The organism is Micromonospora sp. NPDC050397, assembly GCF_044901685.1.
Taxonomy (GTDB): domain Bacteria; phylum Actinomycetota; class Actinomycetes; order Mycobacteriales; family Micromonosporaceae; genus Micromonospora_G.
Map to the genome: position 1 here is coordinate 1 of NZ_JBJDPS010000029.1, position 26,153 is coordinate 26,153.

Annotated in this window: 24 protein-coding genes and 2 pseudogenes; 8 read left to right on the forward strand and 18 right to left on the reverse strand. The window is 71.7% G+C overall.

Translation table 11 applies throughout. From position 1 onward, the window contains the following. Positions 1–266: 266 nt before the first annotated feature. Both ACI2K4_RS35770 and ACI2K4_RS35775 read right to left on the reverse strand, forming a co-directional pair. The gene (locus ACI2K4_RS35770) at positions 267–878 is read right to left on the reverse strand and encodes a hypothetical protein (protein WP_404517594.1); all 612 of its coding nucleotides are present in this window, start codon (positions 876–878) and stop codon (positions 267–269) included. Positions 879–1,628: 750 nt separating this feature from the next. After that, positions 1,629–1,826, reverse strand: a pseudogene (locus ACI2K4_RS35775) (helix-turn-helix domain-containing protein); the annotation flags it as partial. A 367-nt stretch (positions 1,827–2,193) separates the two neighbouring features. On the opposite strand from ACI2K4_RS35775, the gene ACI2K4_RS35780 reads away from it, so the two are divergent. Together ACI2K4_RS35780 and ACI2K4_RS35785 are read left to right on the forward strand one after the other, a co-directional pair. Further along, positions 2,194–2,937 (forward strand): DUF4232 domain-containing protein, encoded by a 744-nt coding sequence (locus tag ACI2K4_RS35780; RefSeq protein WP_363306994.1) that lies wholly within the window; start codon positions 2,194–2,196, stop codon positions 2,935–2,937. A gap of 246 nt (positions 2,938–3,183) precedes the next feature. Then, positions 3,184–3,939: a DUF4253 domain-containing protein gene (locus ACI2K4_RS35785; protein ID WP_363306995.1), complete on the forward strand. Its 756-nt coding sequence runs from the start codon at positions 3,184–3,186 to the stop codon at positions 3,937–3,939. Positions 3,940–3,969: 30 nt separating this feature from the next. Here ACI2K4_RS35785 and ACI2K4_RS35790 read toward each other — a convergent pair whose 3' ends face one another. Together ACI2K4_RS35790 and ACI2K4_RS35795 are read right to left on the reverse strand one after the other, a co-directional pair. Then, positions 3,970–5,064 (reverse strand): winged helix DNA-binding domain-containing protein, encoded by a 1,095-nt coding sequence (locus ACI2K4_RS35790; RefSeq protein ID WP_404517586.1) that lies wholly within the window; start codon positions 5,062–5,064, stop codon positions 3,970–3,972. A gap of 49 nt (positions 5,065–5,113) precedes the next feature. Continuing rightward, positions 5,114–5,536 (reverse strand): VOC family protein, encoded by a 423-nt coding sequence (locus ACI2K4_RS35795; protein ID WP_356537794.1) that lies wholly within the window; start codon positions 5,534–5,536, stop codon positions 5,114–5,116. Positions 5,537–5,683: 147 nt separating this feature from the next. On the opposite strand from ACI2K4_RS35795, the gene ACI2K4_RS35800 reads away from it, so the two are divergent. From ACI2K4_RS35800 to ACI2K4_RS35810, 3 genes are all read left to right on the forward strand, one after another. Beyond that, the gene (locus ACI2K4_RS35800; protein ID WP_404517587.1) at positions 5,684–6,691 is read left to right on the forward strand and encodes a helix-turn-helix transcriptional regulator; all 1,008 of its coding nucleotides are present in this window, start codon (positions 5,684–5,686) and stop codon (positions 6,689–6,691) included. A 231-nt stretch (positions 6,692–6,922) separates the two neighbouring features. Beyond that, entirely contained in the window at positions 6,923–7,330 is a 408-nt protein-coding gene (locus ACI2K4_RS35805) for a YciI family protein (protein ID WP_356537798.1), read from the forward strand. Positions 7,331–7,338: 8 nt separating this feature from the next. Next, on the forward strand, positions 7,339–8,487 hold the full coding sequence (locus tag ACI2K4_RS35810; protein WP_404517592.1) for an RNA polymerase sigma factor: 1,149 nt from the start codon (positions 7,339–7,341) through the stop codon (positions 8,485–8,487). A 318-nt stretch (positions 8,488–8,805) separates the two neighbouring features. Here ACI2K4_RS35810 and hemB read toward each other — a convergent pair whose 3' ends face one another. The 6 genes from hemB to ACI2K4_RS35840 all read right to left on the reverse strand — a co-directional run bounded on the left by hemB (position 8,806) and on the right by ACI2K4_RS35840 (position 15,422). Beyond that, complete coding sequence (hemB, locus tag ACI2K4_RS35815) at positions 8,806–9,801, reverse strand: porphobilinogen synthase (RefSeq protein WP_356537800.1); 996 nt, start codon at positions 9,799–9,801, stop codon at positions 8,806–8,808. A 133-nt stretch (positions 9,802–9,934) separates the two neighbouring features. After that, positions 9,935–11,563 (reverse strand): uroporphyrinogen-III synthase, encoded by a 1,629-nt coding sequence (locus tag ACI2K4_RS35820; protein WP_404517593.1) that lies wholly within the window; start codon positions 11,561–11,563, stop codon positions 9,935–9,937. Between the two features lie 35 nt (positions 11,564–11,598). Then, complete coding sequence (gene hemC, locus ACI2K4_RS35825; RefSeq protein WP_356537803.1) at positions 11,599–12,585, reverse strand: hydroxymethylbilane synthase; 987 nt, start codon at positions 12,583–12,585, stop codon at positions 11,599–11,601. Continuing rightward, complete coding sequence (locus tag ACI2K4_RS35830) at positions 12,582–14,075, reverse strand: glutamyl-tRNA reductase (protein WP_404517588.1); 1,494 nt, start codon at positions 14,073–14,075, stop codon at positions 12,582–12,584. The genes hemC and ACI2K4_RS35830 overlap by 4 nt, the downstream gene beginning before the upstream one ends. Beyond that, entirely contained in the window at positions 14,072–14,860 is a 789-nt protein-coding gene (locus ACI2K4_RS35835; RefSeq protein ID WP_356537807.1) for a redox-sensing transcriptional repressor Rex, read from the reverse strand. Before ACI2K4_RS35835 ends, ACI2K4_RS35830 begins: the two co-directional genes overlap by 4 nt. A 286-nt stretch (positions 14,861–15,146) precedes the next feature. Beyond that, positions 15,147–15,422 (reverse strand): glutaredoxin family protein, encoded by a 276-nt coding sequence (locus tag ACI2K4_RS35840; RefSeq protein ID WP_356844194.1) that lies wholly within the window; start codon positions 15,420–15,422, stop codon positions 15,147–15,149. Positions 15,423–15,558: 136 nt separating this feature from the next. On the opposite strand from ACI2K4_RS35840, the gene ACI2K4_RS35845 reads away from it, so the two are divergent. The 3 genes and pseudogenes from ACI2K4_RS35845 (at position 15,559) to ACI2K4_RS35855 (ending at position 19,119) form a co-directional block, all read left to right on the forward strand. Further along, on the forward strand, positions 15,559–16,500 hold the full coding sequence (locus tag ACI2K4_RS35845; RefSeq protein WP_363307000.1) for an HAD-IB family hydrolase: 942 nt from the start codon (positions 15,559–15,561) through the stop codon (positions 16,498–16,500). Between the two features lie 620 nt (positions 16,501–17,120). Beyond that, positions 17,121–17,714 (forward strand): annotated as a pseudogene (locus ACI2K4_RS35850) (ECF subfamily RNA polymerase sigma factor, BldN family); the annotation flags it as partial. 208 nt (positions 17,715–17,922) lie between these two features. Next, entirely contained in the window at positions 17,923–19,119 is a 1,197-nt protein-coding gene (locus ACI2K4_RS35855; RefSeq protein ID WP_363307001.1) for a DUF5667 domain-containing protein, read from the forward strand. A 69-nt stretch (positions 19,120–19,188) separates the two neighbouring features. On the opposite strand, the gene ACI2K4_RS35860 is transcribed toward ACI2K4_RS35855, so the two are convergent. From ACI2K4_RS35860 to ACI2K4_RS35895, 8 genes are all read right to left on the reverse strand, one after another. Further along, complete coding sequence (locus ACI2K4_RS35860) at positions 19,189–20,238, reverse strand: lysophospholipid acyltransferase family protein (RefSeq protein ID WP_363307002.1); 1,050 nt, start codon at positions 20,236–20,238, stop codon at positions 19,189–19,191. A gap of 16 nt (positions 20,239–20,254) precedes the next feature. After that, on the reverse strand, positions 20,255–21,313 hold the full coding sequence (locus tag ACI2K4_RS35865; protein WP_404517589.1) for an NAD-dependent epimerase/dehydratase family protein: 1,059 nt from the start codon (positions 21,311–21,313) through the stop codon (positions 20,255–20,257). A gap of 249 nt (positions 21,314–21,562) precedes the next feature. Next, positions 21,563–21,661 (reverse strand): 30S ribosomal protein bS22, encoded by a 99-nt coding sequence (locus ACI2K4_RS35870; RefSeq protein WP_003948845.1) that lies wholly within the window; start codon positions 21,659–21,661, stop codon positions 21,563–21,565. 110 nt (positions 21,662–21,771) lie between these two features. Next, the gene (locus ACI2K4_RS35875; RefSeq protein WP_326629376.1) at positions 21,772–21,984 is read right to left on the reverse strand and encodes a helix-turn-helix domain-containing protein; all 213 of its coding nucleotides are present in this window, start codon (positions 21,982–21,984) and stop codon (positions 21,772–21,774) included. A 127-nt stretch (positions 21,985–22,111) separates the two neighbouring features. After that, on the reverse strand, positions 22,112–22,924 hold the full coding sequence (locus tag ACI2K4_RS35880) for a phosphatase (RefSeq protein WP_404517590.1): 813 nt from the start codon (positions 22,922–22,924) through the stop codon (positions 22,112–22,114). 79 nt (positions 22,925–23,003) lie between these two features. Further along, on the reverse strand, positions 23,004–24,176 hold the full coding sequence (locus tag ACI2K4_RS35885; RefSeq protein WP_363307005.1) for an acetoin utilization protein AcuC: 1,173 nt from the start codon (positions 24,174–24,176) through the stop codon (positions 23,004–23,006). Further along, a complete protein-coding gene (locus ACI2K4_RS35890) occupies positions 24,145–25,350 on the reverse strand; it encodes an MFS transporter (RefSeq protein ID WP_404517591.1) in 1,206 nt (401 codons plus the stop codon). The genes ACI2K4_RS35885 and ACI2K4_RS35890 overlap by 32 nt, the downstream gene beginning before the upstream one ends. 42 nt (positions 25,351–25,392) lie before the next feature. Further along, complete coding sequence (locus tag ACI2K4_RS35895; protein WP_356537821.1) at positions 25,393–26,040, reverse strand: HAD family hydrolase; 648 nt, start codon at positions 26,038–26,040, stop codon at positions 25,393–25,395. Positions 26,041–26,153: the final 113 nt, after the last annotated feature.

Consider the following 26,153-nt stretch of genomic DNA (forward strand, 5'->3'; position numbering starts at 1 on the left):
GCACCCAGCATCGCGGCGAAGATCTGGTCACCGTTGCGCAGCGGGACGACCTCGTTGCCCTCGGTCGCCGCGATCCCGATCAGTCGTTCCAGCCGTCGGCGCAGGCGCAGGGTGCGCTCGGCGTACTGTCCGTCGGGTCTCCCGCTCACGGGCCTCTCGTCTGTGCGGCTGGTCATCTTTCCCCTGCTCCTCCGATGGCGGTGGGCGGGCGACGACGACGCCGGCCCCTCGTGCTCCGGAACCTCTCGTACCCCGTGGCGGGCCGCTCACATGTCCGTGAGCTCCCACTGGGCGATATCGGGACGGTAGCGGTACTCCGGCCGCGCCGTGACGCTGCTCGTACGGAACGGCCTGCCCCCGTCGTCGATCCTCGCCGTCCCGCTCCGTCCACCGCTGGTCCATGCCAGTTCCAGGTACCAGCTGACGTCGTGGCCCTCCACGTGGGCGTCCAGGTGGAACACCTCCACATCGGTCGAAGTCACCTGGTACGGAAAGTCCTTCGCGGGGACGACCACGTCGCCGTCCGTGCCGGCGACCGGCTCCGTCCGGGGCCGGCCGTCGTCCAGGTCGATGTCGAAGGACTGCGGCGTGATCCCGCCCCCGCAACCGGTGCCCATGGAGTACGCCGACCTGGCGAGCGCCGGATTCCGGGCCAGGACCCGCACGTTCAGACCGGTCAGCACGACCGCTTCCTCCGACGTCCCCTGGAGGGTGAGCGCGAGCCTCATGGCGCCTCCGTCCACCCCGCCGAGCGCTTTCGCCCAGCCCCGGGTGTCCTGCGGCGCGGGAGGCGGCGGTACGTCGTCCGGCTCCTGGTCGAGCAGATAGAGCTGCCCGCACGGCTCCTCCCAGTTGTACGAGCTGATGGTGGCGTTCACGGGGACTCCACCGCTCTCCGCGTCGCCTCCCTTCCCCTCCGTCGCGCGGGGTGACGCGGAGGGGCCGGTGGCGGAGGGCCCGGTGTCGGGGCGGCCGGTGGCGGGGCGGCCGGTGGCGGGGGCCGACAGCCCCGGGCGGTTCGCCTCGGCGAGGGGGCTCACGCCCTCGGCACCGCTCGGCACGAAGGGCGCAGACGTATCGCCGACACGCACGCCGTCGGACGCCTCCTCCCTCGTGAGCCCGTGAAGGCCCACGGCCGCGGGGACGGTGAGCGCCACGAAGGCCAGGGCGGCGAGGAAGGCGCGCGGCCTGGCGGTCCGGAGTCGCCCGGAGGCCCTGGGGCGGCGCCCCGCGGGTGTCACGTCCCCCGTCGTGCCCTCGCCCGCGGACGCAGGTTCGGGTGGCGTGTCCGGTCGGGACCCGGCGGCCTCTTTGGACCCGGCCTCTTTGGACCCGGCCTCTTTGGACCCCGCCTCTTCGGGTCCGGTCGTTCCGGTTCGATCCTCCGCTTCGGGCCGGGATACCGGCTCCGCTTCGGACTCCGGCCGGTCCCTCGTCGCCGCGTCGCCGTCAGGTCCTGCCGCGGGTCCGGGCTCGGCAGACCCGGCGTGGTCCGGACCGCCGCCCCCGGCTGCCCCCGCCGGCTCCGGAGCGGTGCCCGCCCCTGCCTCCGGCCGCCGCGCGCCCCGCCTCTTGGCCTCGTCGGCCAGGATCCACTTCCGGTGCAGCGCCACCGACTCGCCGGGGCCGGCCCGGCACACCCGCGCGAAGCGCTCGACCGGCGCGTAGTCGGCCGGCACGGCGTCGCCGTTGCAGTACCTGTGGACCGTCGACGTGCTCATGTGCAGCTTCCGGGCGAACGCCCCGTAGCTCAGCCCGGACCGCTCCTTCAGCCGCCGGAGCTCTGCCGCGAAGTCCTGGATCTCCGTACCCACTCGGACCGTCATCTCCCTCTGCTCCGTCCCGGAACGGCATTCCAGGAGGGTCACGTCTCAGCAGGTCAGAGCCCATTTGACCGTTCCGGCGTCCCGAGTCTGCCGGCTTCCGTTGCCGCCGGGATCCAACCCGCCACAGGATGTGGCCAGACCGCCGAACACCACCTCGTCAGCCCGGAGGCGCAGTGCGGACCTTTCGTGAACTCAGCCTGACGGACGTCGTCGCCGCAGGAGTGCTGATCGCCTCCACGGCAACCCTCGTCACTCTCCTGTGGCACCTCTGACCGCTCCTCATTGTCCAGTACACCCAGCACCGCCCGGCACGCCCAAGCGGCGCAACGGGCAGGACCGAACCTTTCCGAACGGGGAGAACCACCTGATGGGCACCCTTCGCTTCAGCCACGCGGCCCGTACCACCGCCCTGGGCACGGCGGCACTCGTCGCCGCCCTCTCGCTGACCGCCTGTCAGGACGGCGGCCAGGCCGCGGCGGGATCCTCCGCAGCGGCTTCCGACACCCCGTCCCCCCAGCCCCCGGCCGCCACCGGCACACCGGCGGACCAGGGCGACGAGAAGCCGGAGTCCGGCTCCACCGCGGATTCCGGTTCGGACGCCGACAGCGGTTCCGTTTCCCGCCCGGCCGATGCCGAGCACGCCGCGGACAGGCGGCAGGGCGGCGGAAAGGGAGACGGCCCCGTCACCCGGGCGTGCGACGGCGGCAACTCCAAGGTGACGCTCACGCCCGTGCCCCGCCCCGTCAACCACATGCTGCTCACCGTGACCAACACCGGCTCGGAGGCGTGCAACGCCTATCACCACCCCTTCCTGCGGTTCGGCGAGGCACAGTCCACCCCGCCGGTCCAGGAGGACAGCAAGCCGCAGGCCGTCGTCACCCTGAGCCCGGGACAGTCCGCCTACGCGGGCGTCACGACCTCCTCCGCCGACGGAAGCGGCACGGGCGGCTACTCCACCAAGAGGCTGACCGTGAGCTTCCAGGGCCGCGAGGGCGGCGGCGGCTCCTCCGGCCCGTCGAAGAACGTCCCGCTCGGCAAGGCCGTGTACGTCGACAGCACGCTGAGCGTGACCTACTGGCAGACCGACATGAACGACGCCCTCATGTACTGACCACTCGAATCGCGGACGGGCGTGACACCGCGGAACAGGTGTCACGCCCTCCCCGACGGCGGGCACCGGCCCGCGCTCACCGGCGCCGGCCGCATCCGCGCTCCGGGAAGCCCGAGGGCCCACCCGCACCGTCACCCCGACCCGGTAGGCCCTATCCGCCTTCGCGGCCCTTCGTAGCCCTTCGCGGCCCTTCGTAGCCCGGAGCCGAACCCGGCGTTGTCAGTGACGGCTCCTAGAGTCCCCTGTATGGCGACGCTCCCGAATCCCCTGCCCCTGCTGGCCCTTCCGCCGGGCACGCTCGTGGACACCACGATCGACGACCCGTGGCGAGAGCCCCTTCTCTGGTACGCCGACGAGTACGCGAAGCCGGGCGACTGGGCCAGGCTGCGGGCCGCAGGCCGGCCACTCGGTCTGCTCCCGCTGCTGGTGGACGGCGGGCACCGGGACCAGTGGCCCGAGGACTGGGACCTCGACCCGGCCGGGACCTCGTATCCGGGTGACCACGAAGTCGAGGACGTCCTCGCCGAGTTCTGGGAGGAGTGCGCCTCCGAAGAGCTGGAGGACGGGGCGGAGTGGCCCGGCCTGGCGCCCGCCCCGTCCGGTGGCTCGCCCGAGACGCCGGACGAGCTGGCCGCCGAGATCGCCGACCAGCTCACGGAGAACATGAGGACGGCGCTCGTGCCCGCGCGGCGCAGCGCCGACATACCCGCGGCCATCGGCTGGTCGGGCCCGCTCAACCACGAGAACGACGTGGCCCGGCTCTGCGCCGTGCTGCGCTCCTGGGAGGACCGCTTCGACATCCGCGTCGTGGCGCTCGGCTTCGACACCATGACCGTGTCCGTGGGCCGGCCTCCCACCACCCGGGCGGAGGCACGGGCACTGGCTGCCGAGCACTTCGCGTTCTGCCCGGACAACATCGACGCGGCCCCGCCGAACGGCCTCGCCGAATACGCCGAGAAGTACCTCCTGGGTCAGGAGACGTGGTCGTTCTGGTGGGACTGAGCAGGAGCCGGAGCACGCGTGCGCGGTCGCTCACCCCTCGGTGACGCGTACGCCGTCGGACTCACCGCCGGACAGGAACGACGCCAGGCTCCCGCCCTCCTCCACGACGGCGGCCCGCTCGGCGCGGGTCAGTCCGCGCAGCGGGCTGACGGCCACCGTGCCCGCGTCCACGGTCCAGGTGGCACGGACGCGGCCTTCGACCAGCACCACCCGCGCCCCTTCGACCGAGAGGCCGCGGTGGCCGTCGTCGATGATCCGGCCGCGGTCGTGGTAGCCGAGGACCGCGTTGTCGAACGCCGGCAGGAACCGTACGGGCGCGGGAGTCGCGGGGTCGGGGCGCGGTGCGTCGGGCAGGTCGAGCAGCTCACGGCCGCGCTCGTCGCGGAAGGCGATCAGCTCCCCCCGCACGGCCGCCACCGCCGCGGGCAGCCCGGCGAGACCGCACCAGGCGCGCAGGTCCGCCGACGCGGCGGGCCCGAAAGCGGCCAGGTAGCGGCGTACCAGCGCCGCACCCACCGGGTCCGTGCCGTCCGGAGCGGGAGGGGCGGGCTCCCGGCGCAGCCAGTGGGCGAGCGGAGTGTTGCGTACCCCCGCCTTCACACGCCACAGCCCGCGCGGCGGCGTCTGGACCATCGGGACGAGGGCGGCGACCACCATCTCGCCCAGCGCCCTGCGGCCCGGGGCGGGCCACCGGCCGGCGAGGGCGGCGGCGATCTCGGTCATCGTGCGCGGCTCGCCGTCGGAAGTCACCGCCCGGGCGGCGGAGGCGAGTTCGCCGAGGTCCACCCCGTCGAGCTCACGGCGGTAGGTACCCAGGACCCTTTGGCGCAGCATCGGTTCGTGCCTGGCCCGCCAGGCCAGGACATCGGCCGCGGTGACGAGGTGGACGGTGCGCCGCATCAGGTGGGTGCGCACCACGGTCCGCCCCGTCAGCAGTCCGTCCAGTGCCGCCGGATCGAACCCGCGCAGTCGTGACCACAGCCCGGTGAACGGCTCCTGCGGCTCCTGTGCCTGGAGGCCGCACAGATGTGACACGGCGTCGGACGGCGTCATGTCCGCACGCTCCAGGAGCAGTTGCCTGGCCAGCGTCGCCCGGTTCAGTGCGCGGCTGTCGAGGACGGTCACGGGATCCTTCCTTCCGCCGTCGCCGCGGGGACCAGAGGTACGGACCACCTCACCCGTTCTCTCCGCTCGCGACGTCCAGGACCCACACGACGCCGTAGCGGTCCTCGAGCATTCCGTGGAGCGGCGCCCACCGGGCGGGTTCCAGCGGCTGCACGACGGTCGCCCCGACCGACAGCTTCTCCCAGTGGTCGGACACCTCCCGTGTGGTCCCGCAGCGCAGGGACACGAAGAAGGAGTTCACTCCACGGTCCCACGGCAGCTGCGACGGCACGTCGTAGGCCATGACGCGGAATCCGTTCTCCGCGGCCACCTGGCCCCACACCACCTGGTCGGGCCCGGCGGGATTCCGGGTGTCCCCCGCTTCCTCGTACGAGACGACGGCCAGGTCACCGCCGAACACGGAGTGGTAGAACCCGAGCGCGGCGCGGGCGTCTCCCCGGAAGTTCAGATGGGTCACCGAGGTGACGGACATGGGTGGCTCCTGGCATTGGAAGTCGGATGGACCGATACGGGGAGGGCGCTCGTGAGCAGCAGGGGTGCCGCACCTGGCCGCCCCCGGGAACCACCCTCACAGGGGTAGCGGACAGGATGTGTCCGCTGCATCGGGGACCATGGCGTCATGCCGAAGACCTCAGCCCGACTGCTCGCACTGCTGTCCCTGCTGCAGGCCCGCCGGGACTGGCCGGGGGCGCTGCTGGCCGAGCGGCTGGACGTCAGCTCGCGCACCGTGCGCCGTGACGTCGACCGGCTGCGCGAACTGGGCTACCCGATCGCGGCCTTCAAGGGCCCGGAAGGCGGGTACCGGCTGGAGGCCGGCGCCGAACTCCCCCCACTGCTGTTCGACGACGAGCAGGCCGTCGCACTGGCCCTCGCCCTCCAGGTCGTCACCACGAGCGGCGCCGGGGTCGAGGAGGCCGCCGCGCGCGCACTGAACACTGTCCGCCAGGTGATGCCCGCGCGTCTGCGCCACCGGGTCGACGCCCTGAAGGTCACCGCCGTCGAACGGACCGCCACCGGACAGGGTGCCCAGGTCGGCAGCGGCACCCTGACGGCACTCGGCAGCGCGGTCCACGCCCGCGAGGTCCTGCGATTCGACTACGCCGCCCCCGTGGGCGACCGGGCCGACCACCCGCCGCGACGGGCCGAGCCCCACCACCTCGTCACCTGCGCCGGGCGCTGGTACCTCGTCACCTGGGATCTCGACCGCGACGACTGGCGCACCTTCCGCGCCGACCGGATCACCCCGCGCGTCCCCACCGGCCCGCGGTTCTCCGCGCGCGAGGTGCCCGGCGGCGATGTGGCGGCGTTCGTGGCCGGCAGGTTCCGGGGGGCCGGAACCCCCGGCGACCATCCCTGCCGGGGCGAGGTGATCCTCCACACGGCCGCCGCCTCGGTGGCCCCCTACGCCCTCGACGGGATCGTCGAGGAACTCGGCCCGGACCGCTGCCGGCTCGCCCTGGGCGCATGGTCCTGGCACGGCCTGGCCGCCACCATCGGCAGGTTCGACGCCGCGATCGAGGTCGTCGGCCCGGCGGAACTGACCGCCGCCTTCGCACACCTGGCCCGTCGCTACGCCGACGCGGCCTCTCCGGACCGGCCCACCGGGACCGCGTCGGTGAGCCCATGAGACCCGCGGGGCCGAGTGAGCCCGGAGCGGCCGGTGGCGAGAGCGCCGGGGCGGCCCTCGCGGTACGCGCCGGACAGGAATCCCGAGGCCGGCGGCGGCCAGGTCACTGCCGGAGCGGGCCCGGTCAAGAAAACCCGAAAAGAATCCGCCGGGGATGTCGAGAACCCGCGTCCAGCTCCGTCCCCGGGGTGAACGCGGCCACAATGGGCCGCACCAGCGAGGAGGAACACGATGGCCAAGTACCTGCTGCTCAAGCACTACCGCGGCGCTCCGTCCGCCGTCAACGACGTGCCCATGGACCGGTGGACGCCGGAGGAGATCTCGGCCCACATGAAGTACATGAACGACTTCGCCGCCCGGCTGGAGAAGACGGGCGAGTTCGTCGACGGCCAGGCCCTCGCCCCCGAGGGAGCATGGGTGCGCTACGACGGCGAGGGGCGCCCGCCGGTCACCGACGGACCGTTCGCGGAGACCAAGGACCTCATCGCCGGCTGGATGATCATCGACGTCGACAACCACGACCGTGCCGTCGAGCTCGCCGGGGAGCTGTCGGCCGCCCCCGGTGCGGGCGGGAAGCCGATCCACGAGTGGCTCGAGGTGCGCCCGTTCCTGACCGCGCCGCCCACCGTCACGGAGTGACCTCGTCGATGGACGAGACCCTGCTGAGAAGCCTCACACCGAGCGTGCTCGGGATCCTCGTCCGCCGCGGAGCAGACTTCGCGGCGGCCGAGGACGCCGTACAGGAGGCGCTCGTCGAGGCGCTCCGCGACCGGCCCGCCGACCAGCCGCGGGATGCCAAGGGCTGGCTGGTCACCGTGGCCTGGCGCAAGTTCCTCGACGCGACGCGGGCCGACGCCGCCCGTCGCCGGCGCGAGGACCGTGTCGACATGGAGCCGGCGCCCGGGCCCGCGCAGGGCCTGGACGACACACTCCAGCTCTACTTCCTCTGCGCCCACCCGTCGCTGACGCCGTCGTCCGCGGTCGCGCTCACACTGCGCGCCGTCGGCGGGCTGACCACCCGCCAGATCGCCCAGGCGTATCTGGTGCCGGAGGCGACCATGGCGCAGCGCATCAGCCGGGCCAAGCGCACCGTCTCCCAGGTGCGTCTCGACCGGCCAGGCGACGTCGCCACCGTGCTGCGCGTCCTCTACCTGGTCTTCAACGAGGGCTACTCCGGTGACGTCGACCTCGCCGCCGAGGCCGTCCGGCTCACCCGGCAGCTCGCGGCCGCGATCGACCACCCCGAGGTGGCGGGACTGCTCGCCCTCATGCTCCTCCACCACGCCAGGCGCGCCGCCAGGACTGCACCCGACGGAAGCCTGGTACCGCTCGCCCAGCAGGACCGCGCCCGGTGGGACACCGGGTCGATCACCGAGGGCGTCGGGATCCTCCAGGCGGCTCTCGCCCGCGACCGGCTGGGCGAGTTCCAGGCCCAGGCCGCCATCGCGGCACTCCACGCCGACGCGCCCCGCGCCGAGGAGACCGACTGGGTGCAGATCGTCGAGTGGTACGACGAACTGGCCCGCCTGACCGACAACCCGGTCGTCCGGCTCAACCGCGCGGTCGCCGTCGGGGAGGCCGACGGGCCGCGCGCAGGCCTGGCGGCGCTCGCGGCGCTCGACGCCTCACTGCCCCGCCACACGGCGGTGGCGGCGTACCTCCACGAGCGCGACGGCGACCTGGCGAAGGCGGCACGGCTGTACGCCGAGGCGGCCCACAAGGCAACCGATCTCGCCGAGCGCGACCACCTGACGCGCCAGGCAGCCCGGCTCAACGCAGATGTCAGGGGGACCTGAGCATGTCGCGCAACCCCGCGACGCAGGTACGCACATCCCGTTCGGCGGGGAGGCCGACGGCGGCTTCCCGCACCTCCCGACCGGGCAGCCGACAGGGTCGGCAGAGGCCGTCGCGCAGGGCCTCCGGGCGCCCCGGCGCTCCGCACCCGGTGCACTCCGTCATCGCCCCGGGGACCTGGGCGGCCGGCTCGTCCCGCACGGGAACCGGCGGTACGTGGGGCGGGATCTTGTCGGCGAGGCGGCGTCGGACCACGAGTGACCCGGCGTCCCGGAGCTCGGCCCCCGAGCGCCGGGACCCGAGCGGCGGGCCCGCGGGCCTCAGCGTCCGAGCCGCTGCGCGACCTCCGTGGCCCAGTACGTCAGGATCATCCGCGCGCCCGCGCGCCGGATACCCGTCAGGCTTTCCAGGATCGCCGCGTCCCGGTCGATCCAGCCCTTCTCCGCGGCGGCCTCGATCATCGCGTACTCGCCGCTGATCTGGTACGCCGCGACCGGCACGTCCACCGCGTCGGCGACCTTGGCCACGATGTCCAGGTACGGGCCGGCCGGCTTGACCATCACCATGTCGGCGCCCTCCTCCAGGTCCAGCGCCAGCTCCCGAAGCGACTCGCGGATGTTCGCCGGGTCCTGCTGGTACGTCTTGCGGTCGCCCTTGAGCGAGGAGCCGACGGCCTCACGGAACGGGCCGTAGAACGCCGAGGAGTACTTCGCGGTGTAGGCCAGGATCGACACGTCCTCGTGGCCCGTCTGGTCCAGCGCGTCGCGGACCACACCGACCTGGCCGTCCATCATCCCGCTGGGTCCCACCACATGGGCGCCGGCGTCCGCCTGGACCTGGGCCATCTCGGCGTACCGCTCCAGGGTCGCGTCGTTGTCGACACGGCCGTCATCGGTCAGCACCCCGCAGTGGCCGTGGTCGGTGTACTCGTCCAGACAGAGGTCGGACATGATCACCAGATCGTCGCCGACCTCTTCACGCACCGCGCGCAGACCGGCCTGGAGGATGCCGTCCGGGTCGGTGCCCGCCGTACCCCGGGCGTCCTTCTTCTCGTCCAGCGGGACACCGAAGAGCATGATCCCCGAGACGCCCGCCGCGACCGCGTCCACGGCGGCCTTCCGCAGCGTGTCCAGCGTGTGCTGCTGCACACCCGGCATGGCCGAGATGGCGACCGGCGCGTCGATGCCCTCGCGCACGAACGCGGGCAGGATCAGGTTCGCCGGGTCGAGCCGGGTCTCGGCGACCATGCGCCGCATGACGGGGGTCGTCCGCAGCCGGCGGGGGCGCGAGCCGGGGAAGTTTCCGTAATCGGTCATCCTTCGAGACTAGACCCGCACACATCACCGGTTTACCGACAGCCCAGCCGGAAAAACAGGCCGGACCACGGGCAGGGGCCCGGTCGCTCCGCGAAGAAGCGACCGGGCCCCGCACACGATCCGTCGACGACCCTCAGGTCGTCGTCCTGCGACGCCGCGCACCCGGGCGCCGCTCGCTCGGCCGGGTCACCGGGTCACCGGCCTCCTTGGCCGCGTCCCGGCGCTGCGCGCCGAAGTCGGCCAGCGCCTGGGCCAGCTTGTGCACCGACGGCTCCGGGGACAGCACGTCGACCCGCAGGCCGTGCTCCTCGGCGGTCTTCGCCGTGGCCGGACCGATGCACGCGATGACCGTCACGTTGTGCGGCTTGCCCGCGATACCGACCAGGTTGCGGACGGTCGAGGACGAGGTGAAGAGCACCGCGTCGAAGCCGCCGCCCTTGATCGCCTCCCGGGTCTCGGCCGGCGGCGGCGAGGCGCGGACCGTGCGGTAAGCGGTGACGTCGTCGACCTCCCATCCCAGCTCGATGAGCCCGGCCACCAGGGTCTCCGTCGCGATGTCCGCACGCGGCAGGAACACCCGGTCGATCGGGTCGAAGACCGGGTCGTACGGCGGCCAGTCGTCCAGCAGACCGGCGGCCGACTGCTCGCCGGACGGCATCAGGTCGGGCTTCACACCGAAGTCGACGAGCGCCGCACCGGTCTGCTCACCGACGGCCGCGACCTTGATCCCGGCGAAGGCACGGGCGTCGAGCCCGTACTCCTCGAACTTCTCCCGCACCGCCTTCACCGCGTTGACCGAGGTGAAGGCGATCCACTCGTACCGGCCCGTGACCAGGCCCTTCACCGCACGCTCCATCTGCTGGGGCGTACGAGGCGGCTCGACTGCGATCGTCGGAACCTCGTGCGGCACCGCGCCGTAGGACCGCAGCTGGTCGGAGAGCGACGCCGCCTGCTCCTTCGTACGCGGCACGAGCACCTTCCACCCGAACAGCGGCTTGGACTCGAACCACGCGAGCTGGTCGCGCTGGGCAGCGGAGCTGCGCTCCCCGACCACGGCTATGACCGGCAGGTGCCCCTCCGGGGAAGGGAGGACCTTCGCCTGCTTCAGCACCTGGGCGATCGTTCCGAGGGTCGCCGTCCAGGTGCGCTGGCGCGTCGTCGTACCGGCGAACGTGACCGTGAGCGGAGTGTCGGGCTTGCGGCCCGCCGAGACCAGCTCACCGGCGGCCGCGGCCACCGAGTCGAGCGAGGCCGACACGACCGCGGTCGCGTCACTCGCCCCGACCTCGGACCAGCAGCGGTCCGAAGCGGTACGCGCGTCGACGAAGCGCACATCGGCACCCTGCCCGTCACGCAGCGGCACACCGGCGTACGCCGGCACACCGACGGCGTTCGCGATACCGGGCACGACCTCGAAGGGCACGCCCGCGGCGGCACAGGCGAGCATCTCCGCACCCGTGTCACCGTCCAGGCCGGGGTCGCCCGCGACGGCACGAACGACCCGCCTGCCGCCCTTCGCTGCCTCCATGACAAGATTGGCGGCGTCCCTGAGAACGGGCACTCCGGCGGGTGTTGACGCCACGTCAACAACCGTCATCTCAGGTGTGCTCACCCCTGCCCGCGCATGGCAGCGGACGACGTCCAGAACCTCGGGTTCCGCGACAAGGACGTCCGCGCTCGCAAGCGCCTCGACGGCGCGCAGAGTCAGCAGTCCCGGGTCGCCGGGACCGGCGCCGAGGAAGGTGACATGCCCTGAGGACAGGACAGGGAAGTCGGATACGACAGGGCCGGTGGGGCTCAAAGTGCTCGCTCCCCCATAAGACCGGCCGCACCCTTGGCAAGCATCTCGGCCGCGAGCTCGCGACCGAGGGCCGCCGCGTCGTCGTGCGACGTGGGGACGGGACCGGTGATGGACAGCTGCACCAGGGAAGCGCCGTCGGTGGAACCGACGACACCGCGCAGGCGCAGTTCGTTGACAACCTGCCCGTCGGCCAGGAGGTCGGCCAGCGCACCCACAGGTGCGGAGCATCCGGCCTCCAGGGCGTTGAGCAGGGCGCGCTCGGCGGTCACGGCGACCCGGGTGTACGGGTCGTCGAGCTCGGCGAGGGCTGCGGCGAGGTCCGCGCTGCTTTCAGCGCATTCGATCGCCAGTGCTCCCTGACCGGGAGCGGGCAGGACGGTGTCGACCGGCAGGAAGTCGGTGACCTCGTCCGTGCGTCCGAGGCGGCTGAGTCCGGCGGCGGCGAGAACCACCGCGTCCAGCTCCCCGCTTCGTACGAAACCGATGCGCGTATCGACGTTGCCGCGGATCGCGACGGTCTCTATCTCGAGGCCGTGCGAGCGGGCGTACGCGTTCAGCTGCGCCATGCGGCGCGGCGAGCCGGTGCCGATGCGGGCGCCGGGCGGCAACTGCTCGAAGGTCAGCCCGTCCCGCGCCACCAGCGCGTCACGCGGATCCTCGCGCGGCGGCACCGCGGCCAGGACGAGAGCGTCGGGCTGCGTGGTCGGAAGGTCCTTGAGCGAGTGGACGGCGAAGTCCACCTCGCCGCTCAGCAGCGCCTCGCGCAGGGCCGCGACGAACACGCCGGTCCCGCCGATCTGCGCCAGCTGCTCCCGGGAGACGTCCCCGTACGTGGTGATCTCGACGAGCTCGACGGCACGCCCGGTCACCTCGCGGACCGCTTCGGCGACCATGCCGGACTGCGCCATGGCCAGCTTGCTGCGCCGGGTGCCCAGCCGTAGCGGTGGTGGTGTCTCCCCACCCAGGGGTGAGTTGTCGGTCATGACCGCCCTCTATTCGGGTCGTTCAGGTCTGCCCGGGAGACGGCGGCCACCGTCTGCGGGTCGAGGTCGAAGAGTTCCCGCAGCGCGTCGGCGTATCCGGCACCGCCGGGCTCGCTGGCGAGCTGCTTGACCCGCACGGTGGGCGCGTGCAGGAGCTTGTCGACGACGCGGCGCACGGTCTGGGTGATCTCGGCGCGCTGCTTCTCGTCGAGGTCGGGGAGGCGGCCGTCGAGCCGCGCGATCTCGCCCGTCACCACATCGGCGGCCATGGTGCGCAGGGCGACCACGGTCGGAGTGATGTGGGCGGCGCGCTGGGCGGCTCCGAAGGCGGCGACCGCGTCGGCGACGATGGTGCGCACCTGGTCCACATCGGCGGCCATCGGGGCGTCCGCGGACGCCTCGGCGAGCGACTCGATGTCGACGAGGCGCGCACCGGCGACGCGGTGCGCGGCTCCGTCGATGTCACGCGGCATCGCGAGGTCCAGCAGGTGGAGCCGGGCGGGGCCGTCGACCGGCAGGCGCACCGGCACCCGGCGTACGGCCCGGTCCTGGGCGGCGGCCGTGGCGGAACCGTTCTCCACCCACGCCGCGTGCTGCTCCAGCTCGTCGGGCGCGGCGGCGACGGGGGCCGAGGGCGCCTGCGCCGCCGAGTCGAAGTCGACGCCGAGCGCACCGGCGACGGCCTCGGCGGTGAGCACGAGGCCCGTCGCCCCGGTACAGGAGACGACCACGTCTGCACGTGTCAGTTCGTCCGTGACACCGGCCATCTCCACGGCCCGGGCCGCCGGGACGCCGGCCTGGCCGAGGATCTCGACGAGCCGGTCCGCGCGTGCCCGGGTCCGGTTGGCGACGACGATCTCCTCGACACCCGCACGGGCCAGCGTGGCCGCCGCGAGCGAGGACATCGAACCCGCGCCGATCACCAGGGCGCGCTTGCCGGACGCCCACTCGGGGACATCGGCGCCGTCGGCCAGCTGCTCCAGACCGAAGGTGACGAGCGACTGCCCGGCCCTGTCGATCCCGGTCTCGCTGTGGGCGCGCTTGCCGACCCGCAGGGCCTGCTGGAAGAGGTCGTTCAGCAGGCGTCCCGCTGTGTGGAGCTCCTGTCCCAGCGCGAGCGCGTCCTTGATCTGGCCGAGGATCTGGCCCTCGCCGACGACCATCGAGTCCAGCCCGCAGGCCACCGAGAAGAGGTGGTGGACGGCGCGGTCCTCGTAGTGCACATAGAGATAAGGAGTGAGCTCGTCCAGACCCACGCCGCTGTGCTGGGCGAGCAGGGTGGACAGCTCGGCGACACCCGCGTGGAACTTGTCCACGTCCGCGTACAGCTCGATGCGGTTGCAGGTGGCCAGGACGGCCGCCTCGGTCGCGGGCTCCGCGGCGAGCGTGTCCTGCAGAAGCTTCGTCTGCGCCTCGGCCGCGAGCGACGCCCGTTCCAGGACGGACACGGGGGCGCTGCGGTGGCTCAGCCCTACGACGAGGAGACTCATGCCGGCATCACCGCAGGCATGTCCCCATCAGGCCCCTTGCGGCCGCCGGGAGTGGCGCGCATCGGCGGCGCACCGGCGTCGGAGTCGCCGTCCGCGGTCGCCCTGCCGTCGGCGGCGGCCTCCTCACCGGCCTTGCGCTGCTCGTGGAAGGCGAGGATCTGGAGCTCGATCGAGAGGTCGACCTTGCGCACGTCGACACCGTCGGGCACGGAGAGCACCGTCGGCGCGAAGTTCAGGATGGAGGTCACACCGGCGGCGACGAGGCGGTCGCAGACCTGCTGGGCCGCGCCGGGCGGAGTGGTGATGACGCCGATGGACACACCGTTGTCGCTGATGATCCGGTCCAGGTCGTCGGTGTGCTGGACGGCGATCCCGGCCACGGGCGTGCCCGCCATGGCGGGGTCGGCGTCGATCAGGGCGGCGACCCGGAAACCGCGTGAGGCGAAACCGCCGTAGTTGGCGAGCGCGGCGCCGAGGTTACCGATGCCGACGATCGCGACCGGCCAGTCCTGGGTGAGCCCCAGCTCGCGGGAGATCTGGTAGACGAGGTACTCGACGTCGTACCCGACACCACGCGTGCCGTAGGAGCCCAGGTAGCTGAAGTCCTTGCGCAGCTTCGCGGAGTTGACCCCTGCGGCCGCGGCGAGTTCCTCGGAGGAGACCGTGGGAACCGAGCGCTCGGAGAGCGCCGTGAGTGCGCGGAGATACAGCGGAAGCCGGGCGACGGTGGCCTCGGGAATTCCTCGGCTACGGGTCGCCGGTCGGTGAGTTCGGCCAGTTGCCACGGTGCTCCTGCGGGATGAGCGGGGCTGCAGGCGGTCGTATGTCCTATGACCGCCCCGTCGACAGCAGGCTATGTCTTTGTGAACGCGTGCACAAAGATGGTGTCCGTTTTGTCCGGTCAAAGTGACCGGGGTCACGCATATTCCCTGCGCACCCCCGGAACCGGGGACGACGTCGGTCCGTTGCGGGCCCGAAGGGGGCAAGACGGTACACACTCCTCATGTCCACGCCCCCGAGACCACTCAAAACGCCCATGATGTTAACCGGGTTTCACGCGGGAATCCCCCCTCACGCACCAAGGGCCTTGCGCAGCCGCGCCGGATCGACCCGCCAGAAGGTGTGCTGTTCGCCGTCGACCAGGACCACCGGGATCTGCTCCCAGTACTCCGCGTACAGCTCCTCGTCCCGCGTGATGTCCTTCTCCACCCACGACGCACCGGTCTCCTCGCAGACGGCGCCCACCACCAGCCGGGCATCGTCACAGAGGTGACAGCCGGGCTTCCCCACCAGGGTCACCACCCGGTCCGCGGGCTTCTTCCTCGCACGACGCAGCAGAGCACTCATACCTTCATTCTGCTCCTCCCCCGGACCCCGCCCACGGACCTCGCGACCACCCGTTCGACACCCCGGCCCCGGAGAGTTCACCCCGGCGTATCCCGCCGGGTCGGGAACAGCCGAACAGAATGGCTATGCTCACGACATGGCCGCACTTGGATGGCTCACCCCCCGCAGGCGCCCCGCCACGGCACGCAGCGTGCTCGCAGGCGAGGCGGCAGCCGAGGCAGCACAGAAGTCGGCGCTCACCACCGGCGCCGAGGAGCAGCCGGCCCCCTCCGCGGAGGACCGCGAGCCCCCGTTCCCGGTGGCAGGCGACGACCGGGCAGCAGCCTTCTTCGACCTCGACAACACCGTCATGCAGGGCGCCGCGATCTTCCACTTCGGCCGCGGCCTGTACAAGCGCAAGTTCTTCCAGCGCCGCGAACTCACCCGGTTCGCCTGGCAGCAGGCCTGGTTCAGGCTGGCCGGGGTCGAGGACCCGGAGCACATGCAGGACGCCCGCGACAGCGCCCTCTCGATCGTCAAGGGCCACCGCGTCTCCGAGCTGATGTCCATCGGCGAGGAGATCTACGACGAGTACATGGCCGACCGCATCTGGCCCGGCACCCGCGCCCTCGCCCAGGCCCACCTCGACGCCGGCCAGAAGGTGTGGCTCGTCACGGCCGCCCCGGTGGAGACAGCCACCATCATCGCCCGGCGCCTGGGCCTGACCGGCGCCCTGGGCACGGTCGCCGAATCGGTCGACGGCGTCTACACCGGCCGGCTGGTCGGCGAACCCCTGCACGGCCCGGCGAAGGCCGAGGCGGTACGCGCGCTGGCGGCGGCCGAGGGCCTGGACCTGGAGCGCTGCGCCGCGTACAGCGACTCCCACAACGACATCCCGATGCTGTCCCTGGTCGGCCATCCGTACGCGATCAACCCGGACACCAAGCTCCGCAAGCACGCCCGCGCCCTGGACTGGCGGCTGCGCGACTACCGCACCGGCCGCAAGGCCGCCAAGGTCGGCATCCCCGCGGCGGCGGGCGTCGGCGCCCTGGCCGGCGGCACGGCGGCGGCCGTGGCCCTGCACCGCCGCCGCCGCTGACCCTTCGCCCGCCCCCGTACCCCTTCGTCCACCCGTTCGGGCCGAACGCCGGTTCCGCACGCCCCGGACACCCCGCTCCGGGGGCTCCGGCACACCCCCGGAGCGGCGCGCCGGGGCGCTTACGGCCAATCGGGAGCGGAACCACGGGCACGGACACCCATCGCTCCGGCCAGTCGCGTTGCGTTCCGACGACCACAACCCGTCGCCCCCGCATGCAGTTCTCGAAGGAATTCGATCAATAAACAGTCACGATGTGCGACTCGAACCGTCACTTAGAGGTTACGGAAGCGACGTAATCGATGATTTGAGCAACTGGGTGTAGCACGGCCTGTACGAAGCGTTATTCTCCTCAGACGCACAAAGAGCCCGCCACCCGCTACCACGAGTGACGGAATTGAACTGCACGTGATGGAAGCTCTGCCTCTGGGAGTCCCGTGTACCCACACGTCGGGGTTGACACCTCGGGCCTGGCTACGCTCCGCGCAACGGTCGCCGACCGCCTGCGCGGTTTCGTCCCCACCGCGTACGCCGTCCCCCAATTTGCCACCCCTGTACCTGCCGGCCCTTGTTACGCCCTGGCCGAACGCGGCGCGGCCGTAGGAAGACGCAGCACCCGCGGTGCCACCGCCGCCACGCCCGCCGTCCGCCGGCCCACAGCCGACAGCGACAGCGCGCGCATGATGGATCTCGTCGAGCGCGCGCAGGCAGGTGAGGCCGATGCCTTCGGCCGCCTGTACGACCAGTACAGCGACACCGTGTACCGGTACATCTACTACCGCGTGGGAGGCAAGGCGACAGCGGAGGACCTCACCAGCGAGACGTTCCTGCGCGCACTGCGCCGTATCTCCACCTTCACCTGGCAGGGCCGCGACTTCGGCGCCTGGCTGGTCACCATCGCCAGGAACCTGGTCGCCGACCACTTCAAGTCCAGCCGTTTCCGACTGGAAGTGACCACCGGCGAGATGCTCGACGCCAACGAGGTCGCCCGGAGCCCGGAGGACTCCGTCCTGGAGTCGCTCTCCAACGCCGCGCTGCTCCAGGCCGTACGCCGCCTCAACCCGCAGCAGCAGGAGTGCGTCACGCTGAGATTCCTGCAGGGTCTCTCTGTCGCCGAGACCGCCCGCGTGATGGGAAAGAACGAGGGCGCGATCAAGACCTTGCAGTACAGAGCCGTGCGCACGCTCGCACGACTGCTGCCGGACGACGCCCGCTGAGGTCACCATCCGTGACGTGTGCGTGACACACCGATCGGATCATCTTTCGTCCGTAACCCATCTGCCGCGCCGCTCGTTGTGCCGGATGCAGGCCCCCTGTCGCCGCACCAGACCGTTTCCACCCGCTCGATCGTGTGGAACGCCTCCGGTGGGCAACCTTCCGGACCCTCAGGGGAGTCGACCGTCATGACGAGAGGAGGTGCCGCCAGTGATCGCAAACGTTTCGGCACACCGGCGGGCGAACGCCTTCGCCCAGGCCCTGGAGGAGCAGTCCCCCCAGGGTGCGGCGGCCGTACAGCCCGAGGACCCGGCCCAACCGGCCGACCACGGAACGCTGTTGGCCCTGGCGAACGGCCTCGGCGAGCTACCGGAGCCTCAATTCGATCCCGAGGTCAAAGTGGTGCAGCGAGCCCAGCTCGTCGCGGCCATGGAGACCATGTTCGCCGAAGGCGGTGCGTCCACGGGCCCTACGGTGCCAGAACAACGGAACAAGGGAGCGCACCGGGCCTCCCCGATCCGGAGGCTGCGTCCCCGCTCCCGCTGGGCGAAGGGCCTCACCGCGGGCGGACTCACGGTCGGTGTGGCCGCGGGAGCGTTCGGCGGAGTGGCCGCTGCCAGTTCCGACGCCCTGCCCGGTGACTCCCTCTACCCGCTCAAGCGGGGCATGGAGGACCTCAGCCTCGGCATGGCCGACAGCGACGCCGACCGGGGCGAGGTCTACCTCGACCAGGCCTCGACCCGACTCGGCGAAGCCCGCCGGCTCATGGAGCGGGGCCGGGCGGGCGCCATGGACCACGAGTCGATCGGCCAGGTCAGGCGCGCGCTCGACGGCGTGACGCACGACGCCACCGAAGGCCACCGCCTGCTCCACTCCGCCTACCGGCGCGACGGCTCCATCGGCCCCATCCAGACCCTGGACACCTTCTCCCGCTCGCACCGCGCGGGCTGGAGCAGCCTGCGCGACCGGCTGCCCGTCCAGCTGACCGACGTCGGGGCGAAGGTCAGCTCCGTGTTCGACGCGATGGACGAGGAGGTCGCCCCGCTCAAGTCCCTGCTGCCCCGCACCCCGGGCACCGACAGGGACGCCCCGCCCGCCGGCTCACCGCAGGACGACCGGGGCTCGAAGGCGCCCGGCCGCACAGCGCCCTCCTCCTCCGCCGCACCCGACGACAGCGCGTCCACGAGCACCCCGCCGAAGCCCTCAGGCTCCGGCAGCAGCTCGGGCGACGGACTGCTCGACGGGGGCGCGGACGGACTGCTGGACGACCTCCCGACGGACGGCACCACCCCGTCGTCCCCGGGCGGCACCTCCGGCTCCTCCCCGGCACCGGACGTCACCCTGCCGCCCCTGCTCCCGGGCCTGCTGCCCGGCCTGGGAATCGACGGCGAGGACGTCGAGCCGTAGGGAACAGCCGCATCGCACACGTGGTGGGGGCGCCCTGACCGGGCGGCCCCCACCACGTGTGCCCGGCGGTCAGAAGAAGACCGAACGGCGCTGCACCAGCAGCTTGTACAGCGTGTGCTGGATCTGCTCCCGCACCTGGTCCGTCAGGTTGAACATCAGCATCGGGTCCTCCGCGGCCTCGGGCGGATACCCGTCCGTGGGGATCGGCTCCCCGAACTGGATCGTCCACTTCGTCGGCAGCGGCACCATCCCGAGCGGCCCGAGCCACGGGAACGTCGGCGTGACCGGGAAGTACGGGACCCCCAGGACGCGCGCCAGCGTCTTGGAGTTGCCGATCATGGGATAGATCTCCTCCGCGCCCACGATCGAGCACGGCACGATCGGCACACCCGCCCGGAGCGCCGTCGAGACGAACCCGCCCCGCCCGAAGCGCTGCAGCTTGTAGCGCTCACCGAACGGCTTGCCGATGCCCTTGAAACCCTCCGGCATCACACCGACGACCTCACCACGCTGCAGCAGCCGCTCCGCGTCCTCCGCGCACGCCAGCGTGTGCCCGGCCTTCCTGGCCAGCTCGTTGACCACCGGGAGCATGAACACGAGGTCCGCGGCGAGCAGCCTCAGATGGCGCCCGGCCGGATGGTTGTCGTGCACCGCGACCTGGAGCATCAGCCCGTCGAGCGGCAGCGTCCCGGAGTGGTTGGCCACGATGAGCGCACCGCCGTCCGACGGGATGTTCTCGATGCCCTTCACCTCGACCCGGAAGTACTTGTCCGCGAGCGGCCGGAGCACCGACATGAGGACCTGGTCGGTCAGCTCCTCGTCGTAGCCGAACTCGTCGACGTCGTAGTCACCCGTGAGCCGGCGCCGGAGAAACGCCAGTCCGCCCGCGACACGCCGGTCCCAGCCGCCCCCCTGACCCTCGCCCTCGCCCCGGGGGGCCGCACCGGCGGCCTCTGCGGCCCCCTCCGGCAGCTGCCCGCCCGGCAGGGTGCTCACGGGCGCAGGGCCGGACGCCGCGGGCACCTGGACCCGGCCGCCGCCCGGCAGCACCCCTCTGCGCCGCGCCGCGCCTGAGCGCGAACGGTCGTCGTCGAACGGAATGACCTTGGCGTCCGCCATCGTCGGTCGCGCTCCTCTACCTGGCGCCGTGCGTCGAATGTGTCGTACCGGCCGGTCCCCCGGCGAGCGGCAGCTCGGCGAGCCTGCCGACCGCCCTGCCCACCCGGTCGGGAGGCAGCAGACCCGCCCCCAGGCTCCGCGCGAACTCCGTGAACGTCTCGGCGGTGGTGAACTCCGGGCGGAAACCGAGGGTCTCGCGCATCTGCACGGTGGAGACCACCCTGCCGTGGGTGAGCAGCCGGATCTGCTCGGGCGAGAAGTCGGTCATACCGATCGTACGGAGCGCCGACCCCACCCAGGTGACGGCCGGCAGCAGCAGCGGCACGGTCGGCCGCCCGAGACGCCGCGAACACTGCGAGAGCAGCAGCACCCCGTCGCCCGCGATGTTGAAGGTGCCACTGTTCAGCGTCCCGCGCCGGGGTTCGCCGGCGGCGATCTCCAGTACGTCGACGACGTCGTCCTCGTGCACGAACTGGAGCCGGGGGTCGTAGCCGAAGACCGTCGGCAGGACCGGCAGCGCCAGATAGTCGGCGAGGGGCGAGTCCGGCTCGGGGCCCAGGATGTTCGCGAACCTCAGCACGCACACCGCCACGTCCGGCCTGCGCCGCGCGAAGCCGCGCACGTATCCCTCGACCTCCACCGCGTCCTTGGCGAAGCCGCCGCTGGGCAGGGACTTGGGCGGCGTCGTCTCGGTGAAGACCGCCGGGTCACGCGGGGCGGAGCCGTAGACGTTCGTACTGGACTTGACCACCAGCCGCTGGACGGTCGGGGACTTCTGGCAGGCACCGAGCAGCTGCATCGTGCCGATGACGTTGGTCTCCTTGACCGTCGTCCGCCCGCCCCCGCCGGATGCCTTGGCGGAGACGTCCAGATGGACGACCGTGTCGACGGCACGCTCGGCCAGGATCCTGGCGATCCCCGACTGCCTGATGTCCGCCGCGACGAACTCTGCGTCACCCAGCTGGTGCGAGGGCGCGACCGCGTCCACGGCGATCACCCGGTCCACGCCGGGGTCGCGTTGGATTCGCCGCACGAAGCGGCCGCCCAGCTGCCGGGCCGCGCCTGTGACGAGCACGATCTTCCCCAAGATCCGCGCCTTCCGTCGTTGGTTCACCGAACGGGGTCTTCCCCTGGCCGTCACCGTAGCCGGTGGATGTTTCCCTGTGACGACCCCAGGCGGGCTTTACCGAACCGATGGCGGGAATACCACCGGAAGCGCACAACACCGACACCGTGGTCGCGCCCGGAACACCCGTCCCCGAAACGCACGGAGGCCCTCCCACCGGAACGGTGGGAGGGCCTCCGAATCACGAACCGCGTTCGCCTACTTCTTGTTGCGACGCTGAACGCGAGTGCGCTTGAGCAGCTTGCGGTGCTTCTTCTTGGCCATCCGCTTACGCCGCTTCTTGATAACAGAGCCCACGACTACCCTCGCTCACTTCTTCTTCACTGGTGCGGGGCGTCTGGGCCCACACGACCTACGTCGGCCTAGCCTACCCGCCACCGGGTGAGGGACGTAATCCGAGGGCGACGTCAGGCCGACTGCACCCCCACGAAGGACTCACGAAGGTACTCGTGAACCGCCTGCTCCGGTACCCGGAAGGACCTTCCCACCCTGATCGCGGGCAGATGACCGCTGTGCACCAAGCGGTACACGGTCATCTTCGACACCCTCATGACCGAGGCGACTTCCGCCACGGTCAGAAACTTGACCTCGTTGAGAGGCCTCTCGCTGCCAGCAGCCATGACCCACCTGTACCTTCCGCACGAGACGCGCACCGGCTTCCCCTCCGGTGACTCTTCGTCGTTGTGCGCTCACTCCCCAGATTAGGGGCGGGTGATACGAGTGGGGAAGAGGGAGACCATCGGCCGCCTACTGTGACAGAGCAGCCCGATTGAGCACATACCGCGCGAGAGGCCGGTAGTGGTCGGACCGCACGGCGTCGTCGACCGGAACGGCGACGGACACCCGCCCCTCCGCCTCACCCACGAACAGCGCGGGGTCGTCCGTGTCGGCCAGGCCGATGGCCTCGATGCCCAGCTGACCTGCACCGCAGACCCACCCGTGGTCCCCGACCACCAGCTCGGGCAGCACCCCACGGGCCCCCACGATCTCCTCCAGCACCGCCCTGACCGGCAGCGGCGAGTGGGTGTGCGCGCCGGTCGCACTCCCGGGGACACGCACGCCCGGTTCGCGCACCAGCGCGACACCCCGTACGTAATCGATGCTGTACGTGCGTACGCCGAACCGGGTCGTTATGTCGACACATCGCCCCTGCGCGGGAGTGAGTACGAGGCACCCGGCCGCCGACAAGGCGTCTGCCAGACCCGAGTAGAACCCGAGCAGCCGGTGCGGATGCCCCGTACCGAACAGCACGGGAGCGCCCCTCCGCGCCGCCCCGGCGAGCCGCTCCCCGAACGCGCCCAACGCCACCAGCGTCCGCTCCGGATCGATCACATCAGGACCCGAGACATGGCCGGGATCGTCCGAGACCCCGCACTTCTCCGCCATCAGCTCCAGCAGATCGCGCTCACCCCAGGAACGCTCGGGATCGAGCCCGAGCAGAACCCGGGGATCACGCGCGGCGAAAAGCCGATAACTCCGCAGGCTGGTCTCCCGCGGCGTGGCCACGGGGCCGGCGAGCCGGGCCGCCAGCAGATGAGCGCGCAGCGCTCCGGTGCTCAACACACTCCCGATGCTCCCGCACCGGCAGCGCCCACGGGCCAAAACCCGGACTGTGCACCACCGTTGGCGTAACCGGGCCTCAGGTCAGCAGCCCTCGCAGGGGGAACACCGACCGCCGCGTCGCCAGCACCGCCTGGTCCAGCCGGTCCGCCGGGTCGTACCCGTCCTCCCACGGCTTCCACGAGGGCGTACGGCCGTCCGTCATACGAGCCGGCCCGGACTGCCGCGTACGGGCGTAGGCCTCCTCCCGCCACGACGACGGGATCACCGACTGCGGATCCACCGGCGCGTGGGCGGCGATCCCCACGAGATGCGTCCAGGACCGCGGCACCACGTCCACCACCGCGTAACCGCCCCCGCCGAGCGCCACCCACCGGCCGTCCTCCGCACAGGAGTGGGCCAGATCATGACAGGCCGTCATGACGGCCCGCTGCGCGTCCAACGACACCGCGAGATGGGCCAGCGGATCCTCGAAATGCGTGTCGGCACCGTGCTGCGTCACCAGGACCTGCGGCCGGAAGTCCGCCAGCAGCTCCGGCACCACCGCGTGGAACGCCCGCAGCCACCCCGCGTCACCCGTACCCGCCGGCAGCGCCACGTTCACCGCACCACCCGCACCCGCACCGTCACCGGTCTCCTCCGGCCACCCGGTCTGCGGGAAGAGCGTGCGCGGGTGCTCGTGCAACGACACGGTCAGCACCCGGGGGTCCTCCCAGAACGCGGCCTGCACGCCGTCGCCGTGGTGGACGTCCACATCCACGTACGCCACCCGCTCGGCACCCAGTTCGAGGAGCCTGGCGATGGCGAGTGCCGGGTCGTTGTACACGCAGAAACCCGAGGCGCTCCCGGGCATCGCGTGGTGCAGCCCTCCGGTGAAGTTCACCGCGTGGGCGGTCTCACCCCGCCACACGGCCTCCGCGGCACCCACCGAGAGCCCGGCGATGCGCGCGGACGCCTCGTGCATCCCGGCGAAGGCGGGATCGTCGACGGTCCCCAGCCCGTACGCCGCGTCCGCGGCCCCCGGATCCGCGGACGCGGCCCGGACGGCCGCGACGTAGTCCTCACGGTGCACCAGCCGCAGCGTCGAGTCCCCGGCCGACCTGGCGGACCGGACATCGACCGCGCCATCGAGGCCGAAAGCCCGCACCAGCCCCATCGTCAGCGCGAGTCTGACCGGGTCCATCGGGTGCCCTGCCCCGAAGTCGTACCCCGTCACTGCCTCATCCCACATCAGCCGCGCGCGCCCGCTCATGCCCGCCACCGTATCGGGCGGGCTCCACGCCGAACGACCGGGCGTACACAAGCGTCGCCAGCACCAGGACCATCGGGACGAGCATCGCGCCCCGATAACTCCACGCGTCCCCCAGCGCACCCACGAGCGGCGACCCCACGAGGAAGCCCACGTAGTTGAAGACGTTCAGCCGGGCGACCGCCACATCGCTCGCACCCGGGAACATCCGGCCGGCGGCGGCGAACGTCTGCGGAACGATCACACAGAGCCCCAGCCCCAGGAGCGTGAAGCCGAGCATCCCCCACCAGGCCGCCGGGGCCACCGCCACCACCGCGAACCCCACCGCGGCCAGCACACTCCCACCCCGCACCACCGCCACGGCACCGAACCGCCGCACCCCCAGGTCACCCACCGCCCGCCCCAGCAGCGTGGTCACCATGTAGACGTTGTAGGGGACGGTCGCGAGCTGCTCCGACCCGCCCAGCACGTCCTGCAGGTACTTCGCGCTCCAGTTGGAGACCGTCGAGTCACCGATGTACGCGAACGACATCACCAGGCAGAGCGGCATCAGCAGCTTGAACGGCACGGACGCCCCCCGGCCGCCAGGCTCCACCGCCGGCCCGTCGGAACCGGCCCCGCCCTCCGTGTACCAACGGCTCCCGATCAGGACCACGGGCAGCAGGACCACGACCGCCGGCAGGTAGGACACCAGCAGCGACAGGTCCCAGTGCGCCCCGGCCCAGGCCATGGACGCGCCGGCGATACCACCGAGGCTGTACGCGGCGTGGAACCCCAGCATGATGCTGCGCCCGTACGCCCGCTGAAGGCTGACACCCATCATGTTCATCGACGCGTCCAGCGCACCGACGGCCAGCCCGAACACTCCCAGCGCGAGAGCCACCTGCCACACCTCGCCACCGGCGCCCACACCCAGCAGCGCCAGCATCACGACGGGCTGCGCCCACCTGAGCACGGCCCCGGGCCGCACCCGCGCGACCAGCTTCTCGGTGGCCACACTGGCGACCCCCGCGAGGACCGGGACCGCGGCCAGGAAGACCGGCAGCAGCCCGTCGGATATCCCGTACCGGTCCTGGATGGCCGGGATACGCGTCACGAGCAGGGCGAAAGCCACCCCTTGCACCAGGAAGCTCAAGGCAAGGGACGCTCTGCCGTACCGCAACCGCGCATCCGTCATGGCCGCGAGCGTAGAGCCAGGAACTACTCCTGGGTAGATCGGTCAGGCGAGCAGTTTGGGGAGTTGCGACATGTCCGAGAAGTGACCGGTGACCCCGACGAGCCGGTCCGCCGGCATCATCGACGTGAATCCGTACACGTCCATGCCTGCCGCCTTGGCCGCCTCGACCCCGAGCGGGCTGTCCTCGATCACGACACACCGCTCGGGGGCGACACCCATGCGTTCCGCGGCGTGCAGGAACAGGTCCGGGGCGGGCTTTCCCCGGCCCACGTCCTCGGAGCTGAAGATCCACTCATCTTCGAACCACTGGTCGAGCCCGGTGTTCATGTGCCCGGCGGCGATCTTCTGGTGGCTCCCGGACGAGGCGACGCAGTACGCCACTCCGTCGGCGACGAGCCCGCCCAGCAGTTCGTGGACTCCGTCGACCGCGGCCAGCCGCTCCTGCTGGAACACGGTGAGGGTCCGCCGGTGGAGCTCCTCGTCGAAGTCCGCGGGCAGCTTCTGGCCGGTCCGCTCCTCCACGAGGTCGTGCACCCGGTGGATGGCGGCCCCCATGTAGTCGCGGAGGGACTCCTCGTACGAGGTGGGGTGGCCGAGCTCGGTGAGGTAGCCGGCCAGGACGGTGTTGGAGATCGGCTCACTGTCGACGAGCACGCCGTCGTTGTCGAAGATGACCAGTTCGTAGCGCATGGTTCGACACTAGACGCTCGGAACGCAGAAAAGCCCCGTGCCACAAGGGCACGGGGCTTTCCCGGAATAATTGTTCGGCGGCGTCCTACTCTCCCACAGGGTCCCCCCTGCAG